Origin of the sequence: Pyxidicoccus sp. MSG2 (assembly GCF_026626705.1) — a bacterium.
Lineage (GTDB): Bacteria > Myxococcota > Myxococcia > Myxococcales > Myxococcaceae > Myxococcus.
This window is the reverse complement of record NZ_JAPNKC010000001.1, coordinates 26,976-51,847: the sequence shown is the minus strand read 5'-3', so window position 1 is coordinate 51,847 and position 24,872 is coordinate 26,976. Positions and strand designations below refer to the sequence as shown.

14 protein-coding genes are annotated in these 24,872 nt (G+C 70.3%); 6 read left to right on the top strand and 8 right to left on the bottom strand.

Translation table 11 applies throughout. From position 1 onward, the window contains the following. Positions 1-54 precede the first annotated feature (54 nt). From OV427_RS00165 to OV427_RS00155, 3 genes are all read left to right on the top strand, one after another. Positions 55-975, top strand: a complete 921-nt coding sequence (locus OV427_RS00165; RefSeq protein ID WP_267854094.1) for a hypothetical protein — start codon at positions 55-57, stop codon at positions 973-975. A gap of 74 nt (positions 976-1,049) precedes the next feature. After that, complete coding sequence (locus OV427_RS00160) at positions 1,050-2,501, top strand: M91 family zinc metallopeptidase (RefSeq protein ID WP_267854093.1); 1,452 nt, start codon at positions 1,050-1,052, stop codon at positions 2,499-2,501. Between the two features lie 251 nt (positions 2,502-2,752). Beyond that, positions 2,753-3,412, top strand: coding sequence for a hypothetical protein (locus tag OV427_RS00155; RefSeq protein WP_267854092.1), 660 nt, complete (start codon positions 2,753-2,755; stop codon positions 3,410-3,412). Positions 3,413-3,416: 4 nt separating this feature from the next. Here OV427_RS00155 and OV427_RS00150 read toward each other — a convergent pair whose 3' ends face one another. The 5 genes from OV427_RS00150 to OV427_RS00130 all read right to left on the bottom strand — a co-directional run bounded on the left by OV427_RS00150 (position 3,417) and on the right by OV427_RS00130 (position 13,089). Continuing rightward, a complete protein-coding gene (locus OV427_RS00150; protein WP_267854091.1) occupies positions 3,417-3,959 on the bottom strand; it encodes a GNAT family N-acetyltransferase in 543 nt (180 codons plus the stop codon). Between the two features lie 107 nt (positions 3,960-4,066). Continuing rightward, positions 4,067-6,808 (bottom strand): YncE family protein, encoded by a 2,742-nt coding sequence (locus OV427_RS00145; protein WP_267854090.1) that lies wholly within the window; start codon positions 6,806-6,808, stop codon positions 4,067-4,069. A 175-nt stretch (positions 6,809-6,983) separates the two neighbouring features. Beyond that, positions 6,984-9,146: a M13 family metallopeptidase gene (locus tag OV427_RS00140; RefSeq protein ID WP_267854089.1), complete on the bottom strand. Its 2,163-nt coding sequence runs from the start codon at positions 9,144-9,146 to the stop codon at positions 6,984-6,986. A gap of 184 nt (positions 9,147-9,330) precedes the next feature. Beyond that, entirely contained in the window at positions 9,331-11,799 is a 2,469-nt protein-coding gene (locus OV427_RS00135; RefSeq protein ID WP_267854088.1) for a S8 family peptidase, read from the bottom strand. Between the two features lie 105 nt (positions 11,800-11,904). Beyond that, positions 11,905-13,089: a hypothetical protein gene (locus tag OV427_RS00130; RefSeq protein ID WP_267854087.1), complete on the bottom strand. Its 1,185-nt coding sequence runs from the start codon at positions 13,087-13,089 to the stop codon at positions 11,905-11,907. Between the two features lie 145 nt (positions 13,090-13,234). Here OV427_RS00130 and OV427_RS00125 point away from each other — a divergent pair, with 145 nt between their 5' ends. The 3 genes from OV427_RS00125 to OV427_RS00115 all read left to right on the top strand — a co-directional run bounded on the left by OV427_RS00125 (position 13,235) and on the right by OV427_RS00115 (position 20,109). Further along, positions 13,235-17,437: an MG2 domain-containing protein gene (locus tag OV427_RS00125; protein ID WP_267854086.1), complete on the top strand. Its 4,203-nt coding sequence runs from the start codon at positions 13,235-13,237 to the stop codon at positions 17,435-17,437. 212 nt (positions 17,438-17,649) lie between these two features. After that, positions 17,650-19,065, top strand: coding sequence for a right-handed parallel beta-helix repeat-containing protein (locus OV427_RS00120; protein WP_267854085.1), 1,416 nt, complete (start codon positions 17,650-17,652; stop codon positions 19,063-19,065). A 93-nt stretch (positions 19,066-19,158) separates the two neighbouring features. Then, positions 19,159-20,109 carry a pirin family protein gene (locus tag OV427_RS00115; protein WP_267854084.1) on the top strand — a complete coding sequence of 317 codons (951 nt, stop codon included), beginning with the start codon at positions 19,159-19,161 and terminating at the stop codon, positions 20,107-20,109. A gap of 15 nt (positions 20,110-20,124) precedes the next feature. Here OV427_RS00115 and OV427_RS00110 read toward each other — a convergent pair whose 3' ends face one another. The 3 genes from OV427_RS00110 to OV427_RS00100 form a co-directional block, all read right to left on the bottom strand. Further along, complete coding sequence (locus OV427_RS00110; protein WP_267854083.1) at positions 20,125-20,751, bottom strand: hypothetical protein; 627 nt, start codon at positions 20,749-20,751, stop codon at positions 20,125-20,127. Positions 20,752-20,835: 84 nt separating this feature from the next. Further along, positions 20,836-22,731: a protein kinase domain-containing protein gene (locus OV427_RS00105; protein WP_267854082.1), complete on the bottom strand. Its 1,896-nt coding sequence runs from the start codon at positions 22,729-22,731 to the stop codon at positions 20,836-20,838. A 289-nt stretch (positions 22,732-23,020) separates the two neighbouring features. After that, the gene (locus OV427_RS00100) at positions 23,021-24,865 is read right to left on the bottom strand and encodes a hypothetical protein (protein ID WP_267854081.1); all 1,845 of its coding nucleotides are present in this window, start codon (positions 24,863-24,865) and stop codon (positions 23,021-23,023) included. Between the last annotated feature and the right edge of the window lie 7 nt (positions 24,866-24,872).

Here is a 24,872-nt window from a genome sequence, read left to right as displayed (position 1 = left end):
TCGCCACCAGCCAGCCGAGACGGGCGCCCGTCCCGGCGAGAGGGGAGACTGGCCATGAACCGCCGTGCCCGGGTCGTCCGTGTCGCCATCCTGCTCGTGGGTCTCGCCGGCCCCGCGCTCGCCTCCGAGCAGGCGGTGGATGGCCTCATCATCGGCAAGACGCGGTGCGACGAAGCCATCCGCGCCCTGTACGCGAGGGATCGCGAGCGCGTCCAGGCGGCGACGGAGGTGCCCGCGGAGGGCTCCATGGCGATGAACGGGCTGAGGGCCCTGCTCCAGAAGCCCAAGGGTGACAAGACTCCCTACAAGGTCCTCTACGTGGAGGAGTCCAAGCACGACGAGCAGGCGGACCTCGAGGCCGCGGCGAAGGGCCCCGTACCGCGCGGGCTCAACACGGAGGAGTGCAACCCGTTCAGCTATCTGGGGACGCACGACATGGTCTCCCGAGCGCTGAACCTCACCGCTCCCGTGCAGGTCGACGTCGCGGCCCTGGGCGTGAAGAAGTGCCCCTACGGCTCCAACTTCCTCAGCGCGGCCGCGCTGGTCCCCCGGGACGGACGACTCCTCTGCCTGGATGGCGTCGTGGGCGCCTACTCGAAGTTCGTCCCCACGGAATTGCCGAAGCTGCGGCAGGAGTGGGTCGGGAAGCAGGGTGCGCCCCGGGAGCTGGGCATCGAGGGGCTCACGGTCGAGTTCAACACCATGACCGCGTCGCGCTTCCAGTCCGGAGTGGCCTTCCGCCACGACGACGGGCTCGTCGTGCTCACCGGCTTCGGCACCCCGCCGGACGGGCCCGTGAGCGTGACGCGGAAGGACCAGGACTTCGTCTACAAGATGCCCACGGCGCTGACCTTCGACGCGAGGACGGAGGTCATGTACCTGTCGAAGGCCGCGGTGGACACGCTCGAGCAGGACAAGAAGCTCTACGACGCCCTCGCCGCGAAGGCGGCCGCCCAGAAGACGAAGCGGCGCTAGGGGATTTTCGTGGAGACGCAACTCCTACCCACACCCACCGATAATTCGAAACAGGCCTTCGCAAGAGGAATTCCATGAGCACGAATCGCATCGGTGGTGGCGGAGCTCCTTCGACGCAGCGCACCCAGCCCCGGGTCGAGCCGCGCGTCGAGACCGCGAGGCCCACGAACGCCGCCCCCAGGCAGGACCCGGTGGGCCAGCAGGTGCGCAACCGGCTCGCCACCGACAGCTTCGAGGCCACGTCGCGCCAGACGGGCAGGCTGGACCTGACCGGCGGTGCCCGTGAAGCGACCCCGCCCCCGACCCCGACGACTCCGACTCCCGTCGGGCCGCAGGTGACCACGAACCGTGCCGGGCAGACGGTGGTGGACCTGGGGGATGGTGGCAAGCAGGCCACGGTGTCCCGCGGTCGTGACGGCGGGCTGACCATCACCTCCGACGGCACCAGCGTCAACCTGACCGCGGAGCAGGCGCGGAACGTCACCATCCGCGGCGGCAACGGCAATGACCGCATCGCGGTGGACGGCGACGTGACGGCGAACCTCCGCATCGAGGGCGGCGACGGCAACGACACGCTCATCGGCGGCGCTGGCCGGAACACGCTCGTGGGCGGGGCCGGGGATGACTACATCCAGGGCGGGGCGGGCAACGACCGCATCCAGGGTGGCGCGGGCCGCGACGTCGTGTACGGCCTGGGCGGCAACGACACGATTACGGGCGGGGCGGACCGCGACTACGTCGACGGTGGCGAGGGCAATGACACCATCAGCGGCGGCACCGGCAATGACCAGGTGATGGGCGGCCGTGGCAACGACACGCTGAACGGCGGCGCTGGCGACGACGTGGTCGCCGCGGGCGAGGGCAGGGACCGGGTCAACGGAGGCACCGGCCGCGACACGCTCTTCACCCAGACGGACGACGTCCGGTACGGGTCGAGGGCGCAGCGGGCGGGCGACACCGTGACGACGGTGGACCTGAACACGAATAACGCCGCCGGCAATGTCCCCGGCAGCTCCATCGTCATCGAGGGCGATGCCGCCTTCCAGGCGCGTGTGCAGTCCGACCTGGACGCGCTGCGCTCCACCCCTCAGGGCCGGGAGATGCTCACGGCGCTCGACAACAGCGGCCACACCACCACCATCCGCCTCCAGACGAATCCGGCCGCGGGCAACACCGCGGGCGCGACGGACGGCACCAACGCCTGGCTGAAGCCGGATGGTACCCCGGGGAGTGGCTCGGACGCGGTCATCAACTACTACCCCGAGCGCATCTCGCTGGGCGGTGAGGATTGGCAGAACCGCCCGCCCGTCGTCGGCCTCTTCCACGAGATGGTGCACGCCTACAACTACACCACTGGCACGCTGGCCCCGGGCCAGACGGGCGGGGTGAACAACCGCGAGCTGGCGGCGGTGGGCCTGCCGTACGACCACGACGCCAATGCGACCACGCCGAACCAGCACCCCGGCCACATCAACGAGAACGACTACCGCGACGAGCTGAACCTGCCCACGCGGCCCCGGTACTGATTCCAGGATGACGTGAAGGTGCGGTCCCCGGCGGCCGGCGACGGCGGAAGGAACATTCCTTCCGCCAGTCGCCGCCCGAAGGGGGATGCGCGCTGGCGCCGACCGCGTCATGAACGAGCCCCACCGCCCGCCGGCAGTCGCGTGGCGGCACGTCCCTCGTGGGCCGCTCGGCCTCGGCGGAAGCCCCGCGCTCGTGCCCATCGGGAATCCTCCATGGCAGGGCACGCCACAACCGTTTCGAGGAGGGCAACTTGAGACATCCGGCCCGTGCCGCGGCGTGTATCCTCCCCTGCATCCTGGTCATGCTCGGGGCCTGTGCACGGAGCCAGCCCGCCACGGCGCAGGCGGAAGGGAAGAAGCCCATGGCGGCGGTCCAGGAGTCGAGCGGCATGCTGCGCGTCACCGAGGTGCGCTTCACGCAGGACGCGCTCGTGGTGCGCTACTCGCTTCACGGGGAGGCCCCCGTGTGGGTGGTGGATCAGCTCTTCAGCACCAGCCCCGCCGGCTACCATCACCTGGAGCCGGAGCGCGCGTACGTGGAGGCCCGGGACGGCGTGCTCGTCCTGACGCGGGCGCTGCTGCCCGTGCCGGACGACATCGAGGTGGAGGCGCCCGAGGTGCCCTGCGTGCGCAAGCTGTCGCCGGGGGAGTCGCTCTCGGGGGAGATTCGCGTACGCCTGCCGCCGCGTCAGGACATGCCGTACCGCGACCCGCGCCCTCTCGACCTGGCCACGCTGCGCTCGGTGACGCTGCGGATCGGCTACCTGCCGGACGTGCCGGAACTGGAGCTCCACGAGTCGAAGGACGACGTGGGCCGCCCGTGCCGCTACCCGAGCTTCGGGCCCGCCATCACCCGGCAGAAGTTCGCCGAGGTGGGGCCGCTGCCCCTGCCCGCGCGGCCCACGCCCTGAGGGCTCACTTCCGCCGGGCCCGCCACTCCTCGCGGCTCTGACCCCACGCCTCGATGAACGTGGTGTCATGCGGCGGCGGCAGCGTCACCGGCCCGATCTTCTTCGAGCCCAGCTTCCGGGCGACCTCCGCGGACGGGGTGTTCTCGGGCACGATGCAGTGGATGACCTGCGTCCACCCGAGAGTGTCGAAGGCCCAGTCGATGGCCGCCGCCGCCGCCTCGGTGGCGTAGCCCTTGCCCCAGGCGCTGCGCAGCAGGCCCCAGCCCACTTCCGTGCCCGGCCAGCCCTCCGGCTTCCACGGGCCGATGCGTCCCAGCCACTGGCCCGTGGACTTCTCCAGCACGGAGAACATGCCGAAGCCCTGCAGCGCCCACGAGCCCGCCATGGCGCTCATCGCCCGCCAGGCCATGGCACGCGGCTGCACGCCCCCGATGAAGCGCGCGGACTCCGGGTCCGCGATGAGCGCCGAGTAGCCGTCCAGGTCCTCCAGCGCCGTGGGGCGGAGGATGAGGCGTGCGGTCTCGAGCGTCGGTCCGGGGGCAATCATGTTCGTTCTCCGAGGTGCCGGATGGGCGGGAAGGCGGACCGTATACCGCCTTCCCGCCTCTTTCCTTCCCTCAGAGTGCGTCGGGAGCGCTCATCGCCGCGCTCTCGCTACTCGTCGCCGTCGAGGACGCCATCCAGGTCCCGGTCGATGCCGATGCGCTGGCCCGAGCCCGGCGGCGTGCACGTGTACGTCAGCACGCCGTTGGCCTGGACGATGCCCTGCCGCAGGAGCGCGTCGGAGACCAGGGGCAGCGCCGCCCGGTCTGCCTTGAACTGCGCGCCGCCCAGGTACAGCAGGCCCACGTCGTGGCCCGAGACGCGTCCCTTCGCCACCAGGTCGCACTCGCCCGCGTCCGCGCGCTGGCGCAGCAGGTCGATGCGCGGGCCCGCCACGGACGGGTTGCTCGCGGTGAGCGTCACCTGCTGTCCGACGATGGGCGCCAGGTTGCTCTCGAAGGCGAACATGTACAGCTCCATGTTCTTCTTCGCCGCGAAGCCCTCCGGCGTGTCGGGGATGCCGACGGAGTTGAAGATGGGGTGGAAGTCGAACCCGCTGTTGAAGTGGAACAGCGTGGGAATGGCGCCGTCGCTGTTGAAGCCGATGCCGCGCACCTGGTCACCGAGGAACGAATCCGCCGGCGAGTTGCCGAAGGCGAAGCCGGCGCCGAACATGCCGACCTTCTGGTACATGTTCCGCAGGTGCGGAACCTTGGGGAACAGCGGCTCCGCGTCGAAGGACGACTTGCCGTCCGTGCCGAAGAAGCCCTTGAAGGGGCCCTCGCCCGGATTCGCATTCACGTCCACCCGGTGGCAGGACTCGCACGAGCCGTGGAAGAAGCTGGTGGTGCCGACGAAGAAGTCGCGGCCCGCCTGCTGCTGCGGCGTGAGCGCGTTGTCCAGGTTGCGGATGGGGTTGGGCGGGTACGTCACCTGGAGGATGAAGTTGGTGAATTTCTGCATGTCCTCCGCGGGGAGCTGCGAGCTGCGCCCGAGCAGGTCCATGAACGCCGGGTTGAACTGCTTGAACGCCGCCGCCTCGTCGAAGGCGCCGCTGTTGGGCTGGATGCTGGGGGCCTCGGCGCCGGCGGTGCGGTCACCGCGCCAGTGCATGGCGCCGTGGTTGGCCATGCCGCGCAGGCTCTGCGTGGCCAGGGGGCCCTTCATCGGGTGGAAGGACGGGTCCTGTCCGAAGGTGGCGTCCGGGCCGAACTCCGGCAGCACGGGCACCACGGGGTTGAAGTTGGCCTTCACGACGCCGTCCGGGTTGCCCAGGTCCCAGGTGAGGCTGTCGAAGTCACCGAAGATGTGGCAGCTCGCGCAGGACGCGTCGCCATGGCTGGAGCTGTTGCGCGCGTCGTAGAGGAACGGGCGCCCCTCCACGATGCTCGCCGGCTCCGGGTTGAACATGGGCAGGTGGGCCACCTCCTGGTGCGTGGTGGTGTTGACCACGGAGATGGCGTTGTCGAAGCGCGTGAGCACGTAGAGGCGCCCGCGCGCCTCGTCCAGCACCACGCCCGTGGGGCCGCCGCCGGTGAGCGGAATCTGGTTCGCCGTGCTCGGCACGAAGCTGTCCGCCTCAAGCGCGGCCGTGGAGTACACGCCCAGCTTGGATGAACCGAACGCCGCGACGTACAGCGTGGCGCCGTCGGACGTCACCGTCATGCCCAGCGGCTGCGCGAGGCTCTTCTCGCTCTCCGCGTTGGGCACCGGCGCGCAGCAGACGGCGTAGTTGATGTGCTTGTTGAGGTGCCGGGGCGCGACGCTGCCCGTGCCCAGCACGGTGATGCGGCTCTCGTGCAGGTGCCCGCGGAGGGTGCTGCCGGCGAAGGTGCCGGGGCCCTCGAAGCGCAGGTCATTCCGCGCTTCGGTGTTGCTGACGTAGACCTTCCTGCTCACGGGGTTGACGGCCATGTTGAACAGGATGCTGCCCACGCCCGTGTAGAAGCCCGCGGTGCCGGACACCTGCGCGGGCGGGTTGGCCGTGGCGGAGATGGCGAACACGTCCTTGTCCGGCAGTGAGAAGGGCATCTGCTGCGTCCACGGACGGCCCAGCACGTCCAGCCAGTCCTGTCCGTTGTACTTGACGATGACGGACGTCTCCGGGGCCGGCAGCCCCTGGACGTTGACGTTGGGGCCGGGGACGCCGCCCGCCGCCTCGCCGCCGTTGGGCACCAGGCTCTCGTGCACCACCGACGTGCGGTTGCCGGAGTGGAACACCGCCGCATAGACGCGCGAGCCGTCCGGCGTCACCGCGAGCGCGCGGGGCGTGTCGCCGAAGAGGGGGATGATGGTGAGCGGGTTGCCGCCCAGCGACGCGCCCAGGTTGTCCGAGTCGAACACCCAGACGTCGGCGCGGCCGACGCCCTCCGTGGTGAGCTGCGGGTCGAACGGGACGTTCTGCCCCCGGTGCGCGGCGGTGATGAAGGCGCGCTTGCGGCCCGTGCCCGCGAAGACGATGTCGCGGGGCTCGTCACCCACGAGCAGCGTTCGCGTCACCGCGCCGCTGCTCCCGCTCGTGTCGATGCGCACGACGCTGATGCTGTCGGAGAGGTGGTTGACGACCCAGACCTCGTCATTGGTGCGCGCCGCGACGGCGACGGGCTCCAGGCCCACGGGCACCGAGCCCTTGTGGACGAGGCCGCTGGTCTCCACCTGGAAGATCTCCAGGCGGTTGTCCGGCGTGTTGGCGGCGAAGAGGAGCCTGCCATTGGGAGAGAGCGCCAGGGGCCGGACCTGGCCACTCTCGAAGAGGGTGAAGTGTGCGGCGGAAGCGGTGGCGCTCACGAGGAGCGTCGCCGCGAGCACTGCTGTCGAAATGCCACGGCGGAGGGCCGTGCCTTGGACTTTCATGGTGCCTCGCTCGAGATGTCGGACGTCGTGCCAACCGGAATACGGAGGCACGAAGCAGCGCGGGTTGCGCGCCCCGAGCGTAGGCGGAGGTGTTCAGTTGAAAACAGAACCGCCCGAGGCGGGGGACGGGGGCTCCGTCCCGCCTTCCTCGGGCGGGTCCATCAGTACCTGCGGGCTACCAGATGCGGACGCGCTGGTCAGGCGTGAGGAACAGCTTCTGGCCGGGCTGGACGTCGAAGGCCTGGTACCAGGCGTCGTTGTTGCGCACCGTGGACGCGCGGTACTCGCCGGGCGAGTGCCCGTCCGTCAGCAGGATGCGGCGCAGCAGCGGCTCGCGGTACTTGTTGCGCCACACCTGGGCGAAGCCGAGGAAGAAGCGCTGGTCGCCGGTGAAGCCGTCAATCACCGGCGCCGGCTTGCCGCCGAGCGACAGCTTGTAGGCGTCATACGCCACGGCCATGCCCGCCACGTCCGCGATGTTCTCGCCGAGCGTCAGGTCGCCGTTGACGTGCAGGTCCGGCAGCGGCTGGTAGGCGTTGTACTGCTCGGTGAGCGCCTTGCCGGCGGCCTGGAAGCGCGCCTCGTCCTCCTTCGTCCACCAGTTGGACAGCTTGCCGCGCGCGTCGAACTTCGCGCCGGTGTCGTCGAAGCTGTGGGAAATCTCGTGGCCGATGACGGCGCCGATGCCGCCGTAGTTCACCGCCGGGTCCGCGTTCGCATCGAAGAAGGGCGGCTGGAGGATGGCGGCGGGGAAGATGATGGAGTTCTGCTGCGGCGAGTTCAGCGCATTCACCAGCTGCGGCACCATGAACCACTCGGTGCGGTCCACCGGCTGACCCAGCTTGGCCAGGTTGCGCTTGAGCTCGAAGAGCGACGCGCGCTCGGCGTTGCCGTACGCGTCGTCACGGGCAATCTTCAGCGTCGAGTAGTCCCGCCACGTCGTCGGGTTGCCGATGCTCGTCTGGAGGGTGCCGACCTTCTCCTGTGCGCGGGCCTTCGTCTCGGGGGACATCCAGGCCAGCGCTTCCACGCGCTTGCCGAACGCGGCGACGATGTTGCGGACCATGGTGTCCGCCTCCGCCTTCACCTCGGGCGGGAAGTACTTCTCCACGTACAGCTTGCCCACGGCCATGCCCATGGTGCCGTTGGTGAAGTCGATGGCGCGCTTCCAGCGGGCCCTCAGCTCCTTCGCACCGGCCAGCGTCTTGCCGTTGAAGTTGAAGCTCTCGTCGACGAAGGCCTTGGGCAGGACGCCCGCGTTGCGCGCGATGGCGCGGAAGGCCAGGTAGTCCTTCCAGGCCTGGAGCGGCTCGCCGCCGACGAGCTTGGAGATGCCCACCAGCGCGCTCGGCTGCCACACCATGACCTGCGGCTGCTGTGCGAGGCCGGCGGCGGTGAAGAACGCGTTCCAGTCGAAGCCCGGGGCCTTCTTCGCGAACTGCTCGCGCGGCCAGGGGTTGTTCGTCTTGGTGATGTCGCGCGTGTCGACCTGGGCCCAGTGCGTCTTCGCAATCTTCGTCTCGAGGTCCACCACGCGGGCGGCGCGGGCCTCGGGCTCGGACAGGCCCGCCAGCTTCAGCATGTTGGCGATGTGCTGCTGGTACGACTGGCGCACCTCCTTGAAGCGGGGGTTGTCGGCCAGGTAGTAGTCGCGGTCCGGCAGGCCCAGGCCGCCCTGGAGGAGGTACGGGGCGTAGCGGGACGGGTCGTTCAGGTCCTCGGCAATCCAGAGGCCGAAGATGCGGCTCGTGGTGACGTTGCCCGTGTTGAGCGCGTCCACGTCAGGGCGCAGGCTCTGGCCCAGCTCGGTGGACAGCTGCTTCTTGTTGGAGATGGCCGCGATGCGGTCCAACTCGGGCTTCAGCGGGGCGGTGCCCTTGGCCTCGATGCCGGCCTCGTCGAGGTAGCTGGCGAAGACGTCGCCGATCTTGCGGCCCTCGCTGCCCTCGGTGGCCTGGACCTGCGCTTCAATCAGCTCGCGGGTGCGCTGGTCGGCCTGCTCCGACAACCGCGTGAACATGCCGTAGCTGGAGCGGTCGGCGGGAATCTCCGTCTTGTCCAGCCACGTGCCGTTGGCGTACCGGTAGAAGCTGTCCCCGGGCTTGACGGCCTTGTCCATGCCGGCGAAGTCGTAGCCGAAGGTGCCGTACATCGGCTTCGGCGCGGCGGGAGCGGCAGCCGCGGGGGCCTGAGCGGGAGCGGGGCTCTCCGCGGGGGTGGAGGGCGGCGGCGTCTTCTCCGCCGGAGCGGAGGACGCGCACGAGGTCATCAGAGCAGAGGCGCACACGGCCACAACGCCGCGCGTCGCGACCGGGAAACGTCGATGGGGATGTTTCAAGGTGAAGCTCCTGAACGAGAGACCACAGCGCCGGCCCGGGGGCAGGGCCCCCGGAGCCTTCGAGACCTGGGGATATAGACGGTCTGGCGCATGCAGTGGGGGAGCGAACAGCGGGACGGGCGTTTTCATCCCGTCCCGCATGCCATGTGGCCAACGAATGGCTCCCCACTCCCGGAGGCTTCGCCTACCTCGCGCTCCAGTTGAGGTGCCAGCCCAGCTGGTTGGCCAGGGCGGGGGTGATGCCGGACTGCTGGACGTAGACCCGGAAGCCGGTGGCCGTCGGGGTGTAGATGGCCGTGGCGCCGGAGGCCACCCAGTGGCTGCTCGTCCCTCCCAGCGACGTGACGTACTGCGGTGTCGACGCGAAGCCGCAGCCCGCCGTGTTCACATCCAGGAACACGTCATTCGGGCTGTAGACCTGCCAGTTGGTGGCGCCCTGCGTCGTCTGCCCCGTGCAGAGCGAGGGCTGGTTCAGGTTGTTCGGCGTGGCCTGCCAGTTGAGGTGCCAGCCCAACTGATTGGCCAGGGCGGGGGTGATGCCGGGGCTGCGGACATAGACGCGGAAGCCGGTGGCCGTCGGGATGTAGATGGCCGTGGCGCCCAAGGCCACCCAGTGGCTGCTCGTCCCTCCCAACGACGTGAAGTACAGCGGCGTCGACGCGAAGCCGCAGGCCGCCGTATTCACATCCAGGTACACGTCATCCGCGGTGTAGACCTGCCAGTTGGTGGCGCCCTGCGCCGTCTGCCCCGTGCAGAGCGAAGGCTGATGCAGGTTGTTCGGCGTGGCCTGCCAGTTGAGGTACCAGCCCCACGCGTTGGCCTGGGCGGGGGTGATGCCGGGGCTGCGGACATAGACGCGGAAGCCGGTGGCCGTCGGGGTGTAGATGGCCGTGGCGCCGGAGGACGTCCAATGGCTGCTCGCCCCTCCCAGCGACGTGAAGTACAGCGGCGTCGACGTGAAGCCGCAGCCCGCCGTATTCACATCCAGGTACAGGTCGTCCGGGCTGTAGACCTGCCAGTTCGTCGCGCCCTGCGGCGTCGAACCCTTGCAGACCGAGGAGCCGCTGTTGAGCACGCGGGTGATGGCCTGACGCAGGTCGGGCAGGCGCCCGATGTTCTGGCTGGACGCGGCCTGCGGCGTCCCCGTCTCCGCGAGAATCTGCCGCACCGTGAGCGGGGAGAGAGCGCCCCGGCCGCTGGCGCGGGCGACACCCTGGAGGCTCGCGGCGGCGCCCGTCACGATGGGCGAGGCGCTCGACGTGCCGCTGAAGCTGGCGGTGTAGTACTGGTCCTCGCCGCTGGCGAACAGGTCGCCATAGCCCATCGACACCACCTGCTCGCCCCAGCCGTGGACGTCCACGCGGCTGCCGTAGTTCGTCCAGCACATGGGCACGCGGGTGGTGGCGGTGCTGGCGCCCACGACGATGGCGCCCGAGTCACGCACAGTGCGGTTGAACGCATTGCCGTACGCGGCCGCGTCCAGGTTGGCGCTGCCGTTGCCCGCCGCCTCCACCACGGTGACGCCGTTGGCGGTGGCCGTGGCGATGGCGTCGTAGTTGGCCTGCCAGTACTCCATCGCGATGTAGTTGCACTGGCCGGTGTTGCACGTGCACGCCGTGCCGTCCGAGGGGCCCTGGGAGTGCAACTCGATGAGCACCACGCCGCCGCTGCCAGCCGCGGTCGCCGCGGAGGAGATGGCGCTCGCCGTGCCCACGGCGTAGCTCTGCACGCCGGCCTGGGCCTGGTGGGCGATGCCCGTCACGCCGTAGCCGTTGGCGACACCGACCATCTCACCGAGCACGGCGGTGCCGTGGTTGCGCCAGCCGATGTCGTTGACCTGGGTACCGCCCTGGAAGAAGAGGGCCGGCATGTCCTCGTGCGTGGTGCGCCAGCCGCCCTCCACGTCCACGATGCGAACGCCCGCGCCCGCGCCGCCCGCCACCGTCCACGCATACCGCGCGTCGATGCCGGAGGGCGCCGCGTTCAGGTAGCCCTGATTGCCCTCGTACAGCGGGGTGGTGGGAGGCAGGTCGGCCGCGGCCAGCAGGCTGCGCACCGCCGCGCTCATCCCGAAGTCCACCATCGCGGGCTCGGGGCGGGGCTCGGCGTAGGCCACCTCCACGCTGTCCAGCGCGTTGAGGCGCTCCACCAGCGCGGTCACGTCCTCGGCCCGGGTGCCCGGCAGCAACGGCACCTCGAAGTACAGGTCCAGGTCCGCGAGCTGCCGGCCTCCGCGCTCCTCACCGGTGCGCTTGCGCTCGGCCAGGAGCGACTCGTCCTCCTTGAACAGCCGCGCGACGCCGCCGATGCGGGGCGCCCGCTCCACCAGCGCGAGCACCGAGGCCACGTCCGACTCCAGCCGCGCATCCGTCAGGCCCTGTCGTGACAGCAGCGCGCGCTCGTCCTGCCCGCGCTCCTGCGTGAGCGCCACCATGCGGCCGCCGCGCAGGCGCACGCGCGTGCCCTCGTGGAACTTCACCACCAGGCGCTCCAGCGGGGCATCCACCACCAGCCGCCGGGCCTGGGCCTTGTTGGCGAGGGCGCGCTCCTGCAATGCGCCGGGAGCCGCGTCCGCGAACGGAGCGGCGAGCATGCCCAGCCCGAGGGCCAGACCCCCGAGACGTGAAACGGGAAACGAGCTGCGTGGCTTCATCTGCGTTCCTCCAGGTGAGGGCGGCAGGGAAGCACACGCGTCTGACAGTTAAATCAGATTAGTCTCGTTTACTGAATTGTTACACCCAACCGGGAACGGGCGCGCTCACGCGTCATTGCCATGGCCCGCGATGATGGCCCAGGTGGCGAGGGCGCTGTTGACGCTGGTCCAGTAGCCGTAGGCCTCGTAGTACCAGACGGCCCAGTGGGCCTGCATGTTGAGCGCGCGTGGCGTGTCGGGCAGGTCGCCGTTGATCTGCGGGTCGGACGCGTTGCGGATGACGAGCCACAGGGGCGCCTGGTCTCCCAGCTCCTCGGCCACCAGGCCCAGCACCGCGTCTCCCATCTCCACGCCCGCGCCAGCGGCCTCCAGCCCGTTGCGCGAGGTGCCGAACTCGAAGAAGTCGGTGGTGAGGATGGGGTGGAAGGCGGGCATGTCGCGCCCGTCGACCTTGAAGTCGGGCGTGTTGCGGATGCCTGGCAACAGGGGGCCGGTGAAGGCGTAGCGCTTGGTGGGAGGCCCGAAGTCAGGCTCGCGGAGCTGGTCCGCGTGGCGGGCCATCAACCGGTGCGCGTCTTCGAAGTGCTGGGTGGGGATGGGGAAGTCGCAGCGGTAGGTCTTCCCGTTGAAGGGCTCGTTGCGGAACTCCATCGACAGTCGGAACTTCGCGGCGCGGGTGATGATGACGTCACCCAGTTCATGGTCCGGAAACGTCGCGCCCGCGGTGCCCACGGTAATCACCATGCGCGGCTTCACCTCGCGGATGAGCTGGTGGAACAGGTCCTTCACCGGCAGCGTCGCGGTGCCCTGGCCCGTGCGGACGCCGTCCTGGTTGAGGTGCAGCTCCGACTTGAAGCACAGCACCCGCTTGTCGCCGATGCGCGTGAGGAAATAGCTCCCCAGGCGCTTCACCCGCTGCGATGGGGCACCCTTGCGGATGTTCGGCTGGTACTTCGTCGTGAAGTCGCGGTCGTAGTTGTACCAGCGCTCGCGCCGCCTGCCCGGGGTGAGGGTGTCCGCCAGGGCCTCGACCTCGGCCACCGTCCAGGTGACGACCAGGTAGTCCGCCTCGGGCAGGGGCGCCCCGGGGTCCGGGGTCTGCGCAAGGGGTTGGGGCGTGGGTGCCAGCCCTTCGGGATAGCTCAGCCCCAGGTTCACCTTCTCCAGCGGGGCCCTGTCTCGCGGAACGGCCAGGGCTTCCAGCGGCTGTTCGTCCTCCAGGGCTCCATACTCGATGATGTGACGCGCAAGCAGGCTGGGGTTGCTCAGGATGGAATGAGGGTTTGGCACGGCGCACCTCCAGAGGGGTCCCCTGGGTAGATGGCGGCGTGGCGGCGTGTGACTCCGGTGCCCGCCCGCCGTGACGCGTCCGGCCGCCCGGGTGCTTCAGCAGGGAGCCCAGAACTTATGGCACGCTCGCCCGTTGAGTGACCCCATGACCTTCCAAGTCCCGCGCGCCTTGCGCGCTCTCCTGTCCCTGGGCTTTGTCGCCCTCCTCGCGTTGCTGTCACCCCGTGTCCTCGCAGCCCGGGCCACCACACGCTCGCTTGGCGGTGCGAACCGGTATGTGACGCACGTCACCACCGACAAGCCGCTCTACCGCCCCGGAGAGCAGGTGCTGGCGCGCGGCCTGGTGCTGGAGGCGCTGAGCCGCAAGCCGTACGCGGGCTCGCTCCAGGCGCAACTGGAGGTGCGGGGGCCCAAGGGGGACGTCGTCACCACCAGCACGGTGTCCACGGCGGACGCCGTCTGGGGGTACGGGTGGCCCATTCCCGCCGGCCAGCCCGGTGGCGAGTACACCCTGCGCGTCACCTACCCGTGGACGGGCGCGGCCCCCGCGGAGCGGAAGTTCGACGTGCGCGCGTACCGGGCCCCCCGGCTCAAGTCGCAGATTGAGTTCCTCCGCGACGGCTACGGGCCGGGTGACACCGTCACCGCCACGCTGGACGTGAAGCGCGCGGAGGGCGGCGTGCCCGAGGGCGCGAAGGTGACGGCCACCGCGCTCGTCGACGGCGTCACCGCGGCGCAGGTGCCGTGCACGGTGGACGGGAAGGGGCGTTGCACGGTGCGCTTCCCGCTGCCGGCGGCGATGGAGCGCGGTGAGGGCACGCTGGCCTTCACCATCGAGGACGGGGGCGTGGTGGAGTCCGCGGCGAAGACGATTCCCATCCTCCTCCAGACGCTGGACCTGGTCGTGTACCCGGAGGGCGGCGACCTGGTGGCGGGCCTCACCTCGCGCGTCTACTTCGAGGCGCGCACGCCCGCGAAGAAGCCGGCGGACCTCTCGGGCCGGGTGGTGGAGGTGGGCACCGGCCGCGTGGTCGCCAGGGTGCGCTCGGAGCACGAGGGCCGTGGCCGCTTCGAGCTGACCCCGCAGGCCGGCGTGAAGTACGCGCTGCGCATCGACGCGCCGTCGGGCATCAAGAAGAGCTTCCCGCTGCCGGAGGTGAAGCCCAGGGGCGCCATCATCCGCACGCGCGAGGACGTGGTGCCCGCGGGCCGGCTGGTGCAGCTCGCGGTGGGCCTGTCCGGCGTGGGCCGCGCGACGGTGACGCTGAGCCAGCGCGAGGTGCGCGTCGCCTCGGCGGTGCTCGGGGACGAGCAGGGCGGGCCGGTGACGTTGGACCCGGGCGAGGCGGACGGCGTGCTCGTCGCCACGGTGTGGGACCACGACGGTCGGCCGCTCGCGGAGCGACTGGTGTTCCGCCAGCCCTCGAAGGAAGTCACCGTCGAGCTGAAGGCGGACCGCAAGCGCTACGTGCCCGGCGGCCCGGTGCAGCTCACGGCCCGCACCACGCGCGACGGCAAGCCCGTCTCCGCGCTGGTGATGCTCACCGTCACGGATGACGCGGTGCTGGAGCTCCAGGAGAAGCGAGACCAGGCGCCGCAGCTTCCGGTGATGGTGCTGCTGGAGTCCGAGGTGAAGGAGCTGGCCGACGCGCAGCTCTACCTCGACGCGAAGAATCCGAAGTCGAAGCTGGCGGTGGACCTGCTGCTGGGGACGCAGGGCTGGCGGCGCTTCGCGCTGACCGACACGCAGGGCTTCCTCGCCCGGCACGGTGACGCGGCGATGCGTGTGCTCGCGGTGCGCTGGCCGCAGGAGCCCGTCCGCAGGCCCAGGCCTTCCACCGGCAGGGGCATCGGACGCGGCGCCATGGATGACCGGAAGGCCATGGCCGGGCTGGCGTCCCAGCGGCCGGCGGCGGCCCGGATGGAGCGGGAGGAGATGGTGGAGGACGCGGAGCTCGCCGACGAGGGGGCCGGCATGGCCCTCGGTGCCGTGCAACCGGAGATGGCGCCTGTCGCCGACGCGGTTGCCGTGCCGCCCCCGGCCCAGGCGCCCGGGGCTCCGGCTGCCTTTGCCCCGCCTGACGCGGACGGCCCGGCTCCCGTGATCGAGTTGAAGGAAGAGGAAGCACCGAGGGAGAAGGTGGCCCGGCGCGCGAAGCGGGACCTGAGCGCCGATGAGCGGCAGGTCCTCATGGGGCAGCTGGTCTACCTCCGCGAGTTCGCGCACACGGTGCGGCCGAACCGCAAGGCGGGCGACCGGGTGGACTTCGCGGAGACGCTCTACTGGAACGCCGGGGTGCGCACGGATGCCCGCACCGGCGAGGCGCGGGTGTCTTTCGCGATGAGCGACTCGGTGACGACGTTCAAGGCCTTCGCGGGAGCGGTGGGCGGTGACGGTGCACTCGGCTCGGCGGTGGCGGAGCTGGAGTCGGTGCAGCCGTTCTACGCGGAGCCCAAGCTGCCCCTCGAAGTCACGTCGGGAGACGTGGTGCGGCTGCCGGTGGCGTTGGTGAACGGGACGGAGGCGAAGCTGGCGGGGGCGGGGGTGAAGGTGGAGGTGAAGGGGAACGTGAAGGTCACCGGCAGCCGCAACCTGGACCTGGCCTCGCAGGAGCGGGCCCGGCAGCTCTTCTCGCTGGAGATTGGCCAGGAGGCGCAGCCGGTGGACGTGAAGCTCACCGCGAGCGCCGGTGAGTACACGGACGTCGTCACCCGCACGCTGTCCATCAAGCCCCGGGGTTTCCCGGGCCGCGTGTCCTTCGGCGGGCTGCTGTCGCCGAAGGCCCCTGCCGCGCACCGGGTGGTGCTCCCGGAGAGCGTGGTGCCCGGCAGCGTGCGCACGTCCATCGCCATCTACCCCGGCCCGCTGGCGAACATGACGGAGTCTCTGGCCCGCCTCATCCAGGAGCCCTACGGCTGCTTCGAGCAGACCAGCTCCACGACGTACCCGATGACGATGGCGCAGCAGTACTTCCAGACGCACACCGGCGTGAATCCGGAGCTGGTGGCGAGCGCCCGCGAGAAGCTGGAGCGGGGCTACCAGCGACTGGTGGGCTACGAGACGTCCGAGAGGGGCTACGAGTGGTTCGGGCAGAACCCGGGCCACGAGGCGCTGACCGCGTTCGGCCTGCTGCACTTCACGGACATGCTCCAGGTGCGCGAAGTGGACACGGCGATGCTGGAGCGCACGCGCGAGTGGCTCCTCCAGCAGCGGGACGGGCAGGGCGGCTTCAACCGCAAGCGCCGCGCGCTGCACGTGTGGGTGGAGGACCCGGACACGTCGAACGCGTACATCCTCTGGACGCTGCTGGAGAGCGCGGGCAAGCCGGCCGCGCAGGCGAAGGAGCTGGCGAAGGAGGTGGCCTCGCTGAAGGCCGCGGCGGCGAAGAGCACCAACAGCTACGTGGTGGCGCTGGCGGCCAACGCCATGGCGCTCGCTGGTGACACCTCCGAGGCCCGGACGCTGATGGGTCGGCTCTCGTCCCTGCAGGGCAAGGACGGCGTGGTGGGCGGCTCGACGCAGTCCATCGTGGGCAGCTCGGGGGAGACGCTGAACATCGAGACCACCGCGCTGGCGGCGCTGGCCTGGATGCGTGACTCCTCCTACGTGGGCAACGTGGAGCGCGCGATGAAGTTCCTCGCGGAGTCCAGCGACGGCGGCCGCTACGGGACGACGCAGAGCACGGTGCTCGCGCTGCGCGCCATCATCGCCTACGACAAGGCGCGCGCCTCCAAGCTCACCCCGGGCCTGGTGCGCGTCTACGTGGAGGGCCGTCCGGTGGGCGAGCCGGTCCGCTTCGACGGCTCCACGCAGGAAGCGCTCAAGCTGCCCGACGTGGGCGCGCTGCTCGGCGCGGGTGAGCGCCGCGTGGAGCTGCGGATGGAGGGCGGCGCGGAGCTGCCGTACTCGGTGGAAGTCACCTACAACGCGCTGGTGCCGGACAGCTCGAAGGAGACGCCGGTGGCGCTGGAGGTGGTGCTGGCGAAGACGGACCTCACCGAGGGCGAGCCCACCGAGGCGCGGGTGGTGATTGCCAACCGGACGGGCCAGAAGCTGCCCACGGCGGTGGCCATCTTCGGCGTGCCGGGCGGGCTGGAGGTGCGGCATGACCAGCTCAAGGAGCTGGTGAAGCGGCAGGTGGTGGATGCGTACGAGGTGCTCGGGCGCGACGTCGTCCTGTACTGGCGCGGCATGGAGCCCCGCAAGCGCATCGACGTGCCGGTGTCCCTGGTGGCCGCGGTGCCCGGCACGTACACGGGCCCGGCCAGCCGCGCGTACCTGTACTACGCGGACGAGCACAAGACGTGGAGCGAGGGCGTGAAGGTCTCCATCGCCGCGAAGCCGTAGCCTCCAAGGGAGCGGGCCTGCGGGCGCATGTCGCCCGTCGGCCCGCCTGCTCACCCGCGCCCACCCTCCTCACGGACGGGTGGGCGCAGTGCTTTCATCGAGCCGCTTGCTCGCCAATGCCGCCCTCCTCACGGACAGGCGAGCGCACGTCGTGCCCCCTGCTCACAATCGCCGGAAGGGGTCTCCCTCCTCCAGGACAGGAGGGACGCACGATGAAGCGAGCGATGTGGATGGGGGTGGGGCTCCTCACCGTGGTGCTGGGCGCGTGCAGCGAGGTGCAGAAGACCGCGGACGAAGCAGGGGTCCAGCTCCCCGAGACCGGACAGGAACAGGGCGCCGAGGAGGCGAGTCGGGGAACGGGCGGGTCGGGGATGCCCTCGGGCACCTCCACTTCGCGCCCGGAGCACTTCTCCCGCGAGTGGTACGTGAGCACCTCGGGCTCGGACACGGCGGAGGGCTCGAAGGCGAAGCCGTTCCGCACCATCCGCCGGGCCATGCGTGCGGTGGGGCCCGGTGAGGCCATCAAGGTCCTCCCGGGCGCCTACGCGGAGAGCGTCGTCATCGACGGCGACGTGAAGCCGGGACGCAAGGACGCGCCCATCACCGTGAAGGCCGTGGGGCACGCGAGAATCGTCCCGGGCAAGGGTGGGGCGCTCGTGCAGTTCCGCAAGCCCTACTGGATTGTGGATGGCTTCGACATCGACGTGAAGGGCCAGCCGCGCTTCGCCGTCATCTTCGAGGGGAACACCGAGGGCTCCGTGTTGGCGGGCTCGCACGTCCATGACGGCACCCTGGGCGGCGGCGTCACCACGTTCGGCGGCGCGCATGACGTCACCATCGAGGGCAACAACATCCACGACTTCCGGAAGAAGCCCCGGGGCGACTCGCACGGCGTGGTCGTCCAGGCGACGTCGCGCGACATCACCGTCCGCGACAACGACATCCACGACAACTCGGGTGATTCGGTGCAGTGCCTCAAGCCGGACCGGGCCGGGCAGGCGCCCGCGCGCGGGCTGCTCGTCGAGAAGAACCGGCTCTATTCGAACGACGAGAACGCGGTGGACATCAAGACGTGCAGCAACGTGGTCATCCGCGACAACGACATGCACGGCTTCCGGAAGTCGGCCACGTCCGCGGGTGAGGCGGTGGTGGTCCACTACTCCGCGAAGAATGTCCGCGTGGAGGACAACCGCATCTCCGACGCGGGGCGGGGCATCTCCGTCGGTGGCGTGAAGGATGGGAACCAGCCGAGCCCGAGCGCGGTGGAGGTGAAGGACAACCGCATCACCGACATCTCGAAGCAGGGCGGCGGTGACGGCACCGGCATCCGGGTGGAGAACGCGAAGGACGTGGCGGTGGTGGGCAACAGCATCGACAAGACGGAGGGCTACGGGCTGATGGTCGGCCTGGGGGCCAACAACGCGCCCAGCGAGAATGTGACGGTCCGCGAGAATGTCGTCCGGGGCCGGAACCTGGTGAGGCTCGGCAAGCACCGGCCCGGGCTGCGCATGGACCGGAACCGCTACGCCAAGGGTGGGTTGCTCAAGGCGGACCCGAAGGAAGTTCGCGACTTGACGGAGTGGAAGAGCGTCTCTGGCGTGGATGGGACTTCCTCGCAGGTGCCTTGAGCGTTCCTCGTGCAGGAAGGAGGGCAACGGGCGATAACAGTCCCGACGTGCCCTCCGGCACGGACGCACCGACCTTCGTGGAGACGCGAGCCCATGGCCTGGCAGATGCCCGACGAGCCCTTTGTCGACCCGGATCCCAGCTCCGCGCTGGAGACCATCATCATGCCGCGCACGCGCGACCTCGGTGACGGCTTCGAGGTGCGCCGGGCGCTGCCCTCGATGCGGCGCCGCATGGTGGGCCCCTTCATCTTCTTCGACCAGATGGGGCCGGCGGTGTTCCGCTCCGGGCACGGGCTGGACGTGCGGCCGCATCCGCACATCGGCCTGGCCACCGTGACGTACCTCTTCGAGGGTCAGGTCCTCCACCGGGACAGTCTGGGGACGGTGCAGACCATCCAGCCCGGCGCGGTGAACTGGATGGTGGCCGGACGCGGCATCACCCACTCCGAGCGCACGCCCCCGGGGCTGCGCGCGTCGGGCGGGAAGCTCTACGGCATCCAGATATGGGTGGCCGCGCCGAAGACGCACGAGGAGATTGCGCCCGGCTTCGCCCACACGCCCGCGGAGGCGCTGCCCGTGGTGGAGGACGCCGGGGCGCGCGTGCGGGTGATTGCCGGAGGCCTGTATGGCGCACGCTCTCCCGTGAGCACGCTGTCGGAGCTGTTCTACGCGGACGCGGTGCTCGCGGCCGGCGCGCGGCTTCAGGTCCGTGCGAGCCACGAGGAGCGCGCGGCGTACGTGGCGGAGGGCCTGGTCGAGCTCGAGGGACAGACGTACGGGCCGGGGCAGTTGCTCATCTTCCGGCCCGGCGCGGAGGTGGTGGTCACCGCCTCGGCGCAGGCGGGAGGTCGCGTGCTTCTCTTCGGCGGCGAGCCCATGGATGGGCCGCGCCACATCTGGTGGAACTTCGTCTCCAGCTCGCGTGAGCGAATCGAGCAGGCGAAGGAGGACTGGAAGTCCGGCCGCATGGCCGCGGTCCCCGGCGAGACGGACTTCATCCCGCTCCCGGAGCCCGAGCCCTCCGGCGTCGCGCGCTACCCGTGAGGCGTCGCGCGGCGGCTACCGCGTGACGTCGACGTTATAGGTGCCGTCACCGGAGGTGGCGGTGCCCGTCACCCGGGTGCTGCCCGCCTTGCGCTGGACGTTGCCGGTGCCGTCGTCCTCGATTTCACCGGTCAGGTTCAGGTTCAGGGTGACGTCGCCCTCCAGGTCTCCGGTCATCTGGAAGGTGCCCACGAGCGTCCCGGTGAAGGTGCCGTTGGGGATGTTCCGCAGCTGGAGGGTCAGCTCCGGCTGGGCCGTCTGGTCGGTGGTGGACGCGTAGGTGATGTTCACCGGGTCCTCGTCCTCGCCCACGTCAATCTCCCCGTCGGAGTAGCTGGTCATTCCCTCGCGCAGCCGCATCCCCTTGTTGGCCGAGGAGCCCTGGTCCACCTGCCCGGTGATGACCAGCGTCCCGGTCTCGTCGCCGGACGCCGACTGGGCCGGGATGTTCGCGCTCGACGCGGCGTTGAAGCCGGAGAAGCCGAGCTGCAGGGCCTTGCTCACCGATTTGTCGAGACCCAGGTAGGCACGCCGGGCCTGCTCGTCGGAGCTGATCTCGTCATCACCACAGGCCGTCAGGCTCGCGGACAGGAAGAGGGAGCACGCGACAGCGGTCACGACACGCGAAATGGATGGGGACATGCCGTCTGTGTATCGCAATCCCTTTGGCTTGCACCACACGAAGCGCGTCAGACAAAAGTGCGACTCCAGTGTGGCCGAAAGGCATTACGGAGGGTCCGAGCCTGCGTACAGCTTCAGGTACCTGCGCGCCTCGTCCGCCGAGGGTCCTTCGGACTCCAGGGCGAGGTGAGAGGTGAAGTGTTTCATTGCATCCCGTATCGCGCCCCGGCGCGAGTAGATGCGAGCCAATTCGAGGTGACACCGCGCCTGGGATTTGTCGAACCGCAGGCATTGCTGGAACCACCCCAGGGCCCGGTTGTCGTCAGCGCGCGAGGTCCAATACAGCCCGTTCTCCAGCGCGAGACGCGTCTCGTCCTCGGGGGAGGAGGGCTCGGTGGCGCCAGGAGCGGGGTCGGGCGCGGTTGCCGTGGAAGGGGGCGCGTCGGAGGGCGTCCCGGTGTCGGTGGTTGCACCCGCGGGCATCGCGTCGGAGGGCGTCCCCGTGGCGCTGGTCGCACCCGTGGGCATCGCCTCGACGCCCGTCGCGGTGGGGGGCGTCGCGGTGGCCGCCGTTGCGCCCCCGGGCGTCGCGGTAGAGGGTGTCGCGGTGGAAGGCTCCGGCGAGCGGGGCGGCGTAGCAACCACCGGAGGCGAATCCGGCCGCTGCTCTTCCCGCGCGCCCCGGACCACCGTCGTTCCCACCAGGCTCACGATGCCCACGGCCAGTGCGCCCAGGACTCCCTTCACCATGGCCGGGCGGCGCAGCAGGTGCGCACGGAAGCGCGAGCGCAGGTTCGCGTGGGTGGGCCCCGTGCCCGGCGCATCCGGAGTGCTCGCGGATGCGGGCGGCACGGGCGGGCGCGCGGCCTCTTTCGCAACCTGGGTCGCGGAGACTCCGTCCACCGCGAGCGCGGGCCTGCCCAGCGGAGATGCCCGGGGCGGGCTCATGGGCGTCATCGACCGGGGGGCGCCGTCCTGCACGGGCATCGCGGCGCTCCTGCCGCGCCAGGCCTGGAGCTGCGACAGGAAGTCCGCCGGAATCTGCGGTGCCCGCTTCAGCGCGGTGAGCTCCTCCTGGAACAACCAGCCCATGAAGTGCTTGCGCGCGTTGGCCGGGAAGCGCGGCGCGCGGAACCCCATCCAGTCGGACAGTGACTGCTGCAGGGCCTCCGCGCTCAGGTAGCGCTTCTCGCGCGAGGTGGCCAACGCGAGCCGGAGGATGCCCTGCAGGTCGGAGTCCAGCGTGGGGTTGAGGGACAGCGCGGGGGTGAGCTCTCCCTCGGAGATCTTGCGCATCACCTCGAACTCGCTGCCATCCGCCGGGCGCTGGCCGCAGAGCATCTGGTACAGCACCGAACCCACCGTGTACACGTCGGAGCGGGCGTCCAGCGCCTCGCCCCGTGCCTGCTCCGGCGAGAAGTACAGGTACTTGCCCTTGACGATGCCCACCTCCGTCTCCGGCCGGCCCTTGAGTCGCGCCTTGGCGATGCCGAAGTCGGTGAGCTTCACCTCGCCCTCGTAGCTCAGGAGGACGTTGTCCGGAGAGAGGTCCCGGTGCACCACGCCAAGCGGCTCGCCGCGCGCGTCCAGGCGGGTGTGGGCGTGGTGCAGGCCCCGGCACATCTCCAGGGCGATGCCCACCGCCAGCGGCGCGGGGAGGCAGGCCAGGCCCTTCACCTTCGCCGCCTTGAGCACCCGCCCCAGCGTGTGCCCGTCCACCAACTCCATGGCCAGGAAGTACTCGCCGTCGACCTTCCCGAAGTCGAACACCTGCACGATGTTGCCGTGGCTCAGCCCGACCGAAATGCGGGCCTCGTTGAGGAACATCTCCACGAAGGCCGGGTCCTCCGCGTAGGTGCCCAGCACGCGCTTGATGACCACGGGCTTCGTGACGCCAGGAGCCGCCGTGTAGAGCGCCCGATACACGACGGCCATGCCGCCGCTCCCCAGGCGCTCCTGGAGCTCGTACTTGCCGAATGGGATGTGACGGGGCTCGCTCACGCCCGCCGAAGCTACCAGGGACGATGGCGGGTCAGAAAACCCCGGGGTTCCTGCCCGTGTTCTCTTTTCTTGGGGACCGGGACGCACCACGGGCGCCCTCCGTGCAGCCCGGGTGCCACCCTCGGGAGCAGCCCGGCCGGGAAGGGAGGGCAGGGGCCTTTCACGGGCCAGGTAGCGCCACATGCCACACGCCGGGCCCCGCTGTGACTTCGGGCGCTACAAATGGCCGCGGGTGGCGGAGCCCCGGAACAGGCTCCGCCACCCGCCTGGCGGCTCCAGGTGGGAGTCGTCACTCCGTGAAGGTGGCGCCGCCCAGGCGCGTCCGCTTCACATCCATCCAGCCCAGGGTGTCGTTGTGCGCCGGGTGCGCGACGGCGGAGAAGCGCAGGTTGAGCTCACCGACGTAGTCGATCTGCTCGAAGGTGTATTCGAGCTCGTTGGTGCTCGCCGAGTAGATGGGCTCGTGGAACGTCTTGCCGAGCCACAGCTCGTACTGCACGGCGCCCTCGGAGCGGGTCCAATTCATGCTCAGGGGCGAGCCTGAAGGACGGGACGAGGCGCCCTTCAGGTCCAGGGCGAAGTCCCCCGGCAGGGTGAGGGTGCGGCACAGCACCTCGCCCTGGCGCATCACCCGCAGCTCCACCGTGTCACCGAGCCCCACGCCGCCGCCCAGCGTGACGAAGCCGTTCTGGAAGCCGCCCACCTCCCGCACATACGGCACGTCCCACCCGCTGAGCGTCACCCTGGCGTCCGTCACTGACACTCCGTCGTCCTTCACGTCGGCGAACACCTCGCTCGACTCCTCGCCGAAGATGTTCCGGACGTACTGCAGGAAGTAGCCGTCCGCCGTCAGGCCGCTGCCGTCCGTCACGGTGTCGCACGGGGTGAAGGCGATGGGCACCTCGCGCACCCGGCGCATCACCAGCCCGTCGCTCGCGTCGACGGCTTCGATGCGCAGCACCGCGGCGCCCGCGTACGACTCGGTCGCGAGCTTCAGCGACTGCTTCTGCGTCAGCTCGGACGCGAGCACCTGGTCCCCGGCGACCACCCGCACCGAGTAGTCCGACGCACCCTGCGACTTCGACCACGCCGCCTGCACTTCGGCGCCGGGGCTGTAGCTCGCTGGCGTTGTCGGCCAGGTCACCCGGAAGTCCGAGGGCACCACCACCGTCCGCCCCACCGCGGCGTCACCCTGGCGGGCAACCAGCGTGACAAGGCCGCTCTCGACCACCGCCGAGGCGTCGTCCAGGTGGAGCGTGTAGCGGCCCCGCGCCGCGTCGTACGTGGCGACGAAGTCACCCACCGTCACCTCCGCGTCCGTCACCGCCTCTTCGTCCCGGTGCACGGCGAGCGACACGTCGAGCCGGTTGCCGTCGATGACGGCCCCACCGGTGAGCGAGAGCACGCCCTCGACGGGCTCCTCATGGCCGGGCAGGCCGCAAGGGGCCTGCTCCGCGGTGTCGTCCCACGCCGCCTCGCAGACGAACGCGTCGAGCAGCGGGTCGTCGTGCAGCGCCAGCGGGATGGGGGTGGTGAGCGGCACCACGTCGGACGTGAGGTTGTCGCTGATGCGCACCAGGTTGAAGCCCTGCTTCAGCCCCGTCGCGGGCGCCTGCGCGGAGTCGAGGTAGACCACCATGAAGGCGGGAGGACGTGTCCACACGAGCGAGGCCCCCAGCACGTGGTCCACCGGGGTGCCGTCCGCGGGGATGGTGTCCAGCGCGGCGTTGCCGTTGCCGTCGTTGTACGCGAGGAGGATTCCCACCGCGCCCTTGCCCTGCATCCCGTCGCCGAGCTGCACCAGCGCCTCCGCGGGCGGCGCGTGCTTCACGTCGAAGGTGTAGCGCGCGGGGAAGCCGCCCGAGTAGGCGATGTCCTCGGTGACGATGCCGGCGGGTCGGGTCATCGTGCCGGAGTCCCCGGCGAGCAGGGTGGGGTACCACGCGAGCGCGAGGCGGACGGGGCCGCCCAGCTCGGTGCCCGGCGTCAGCATGAGCTCGCCTTCGAGCCTGGCTTCGGGTGCTTTCGCCGGGGGCGGGGTCTGGATGGGGCCCGGCTCCGTGGGTTCGCAGGCGGAGAGGGAGAGGAGGGCGAGGAGCGAGAGACTGCGGAAACCGCGGCGTGCAGCGAACATTCGGGAC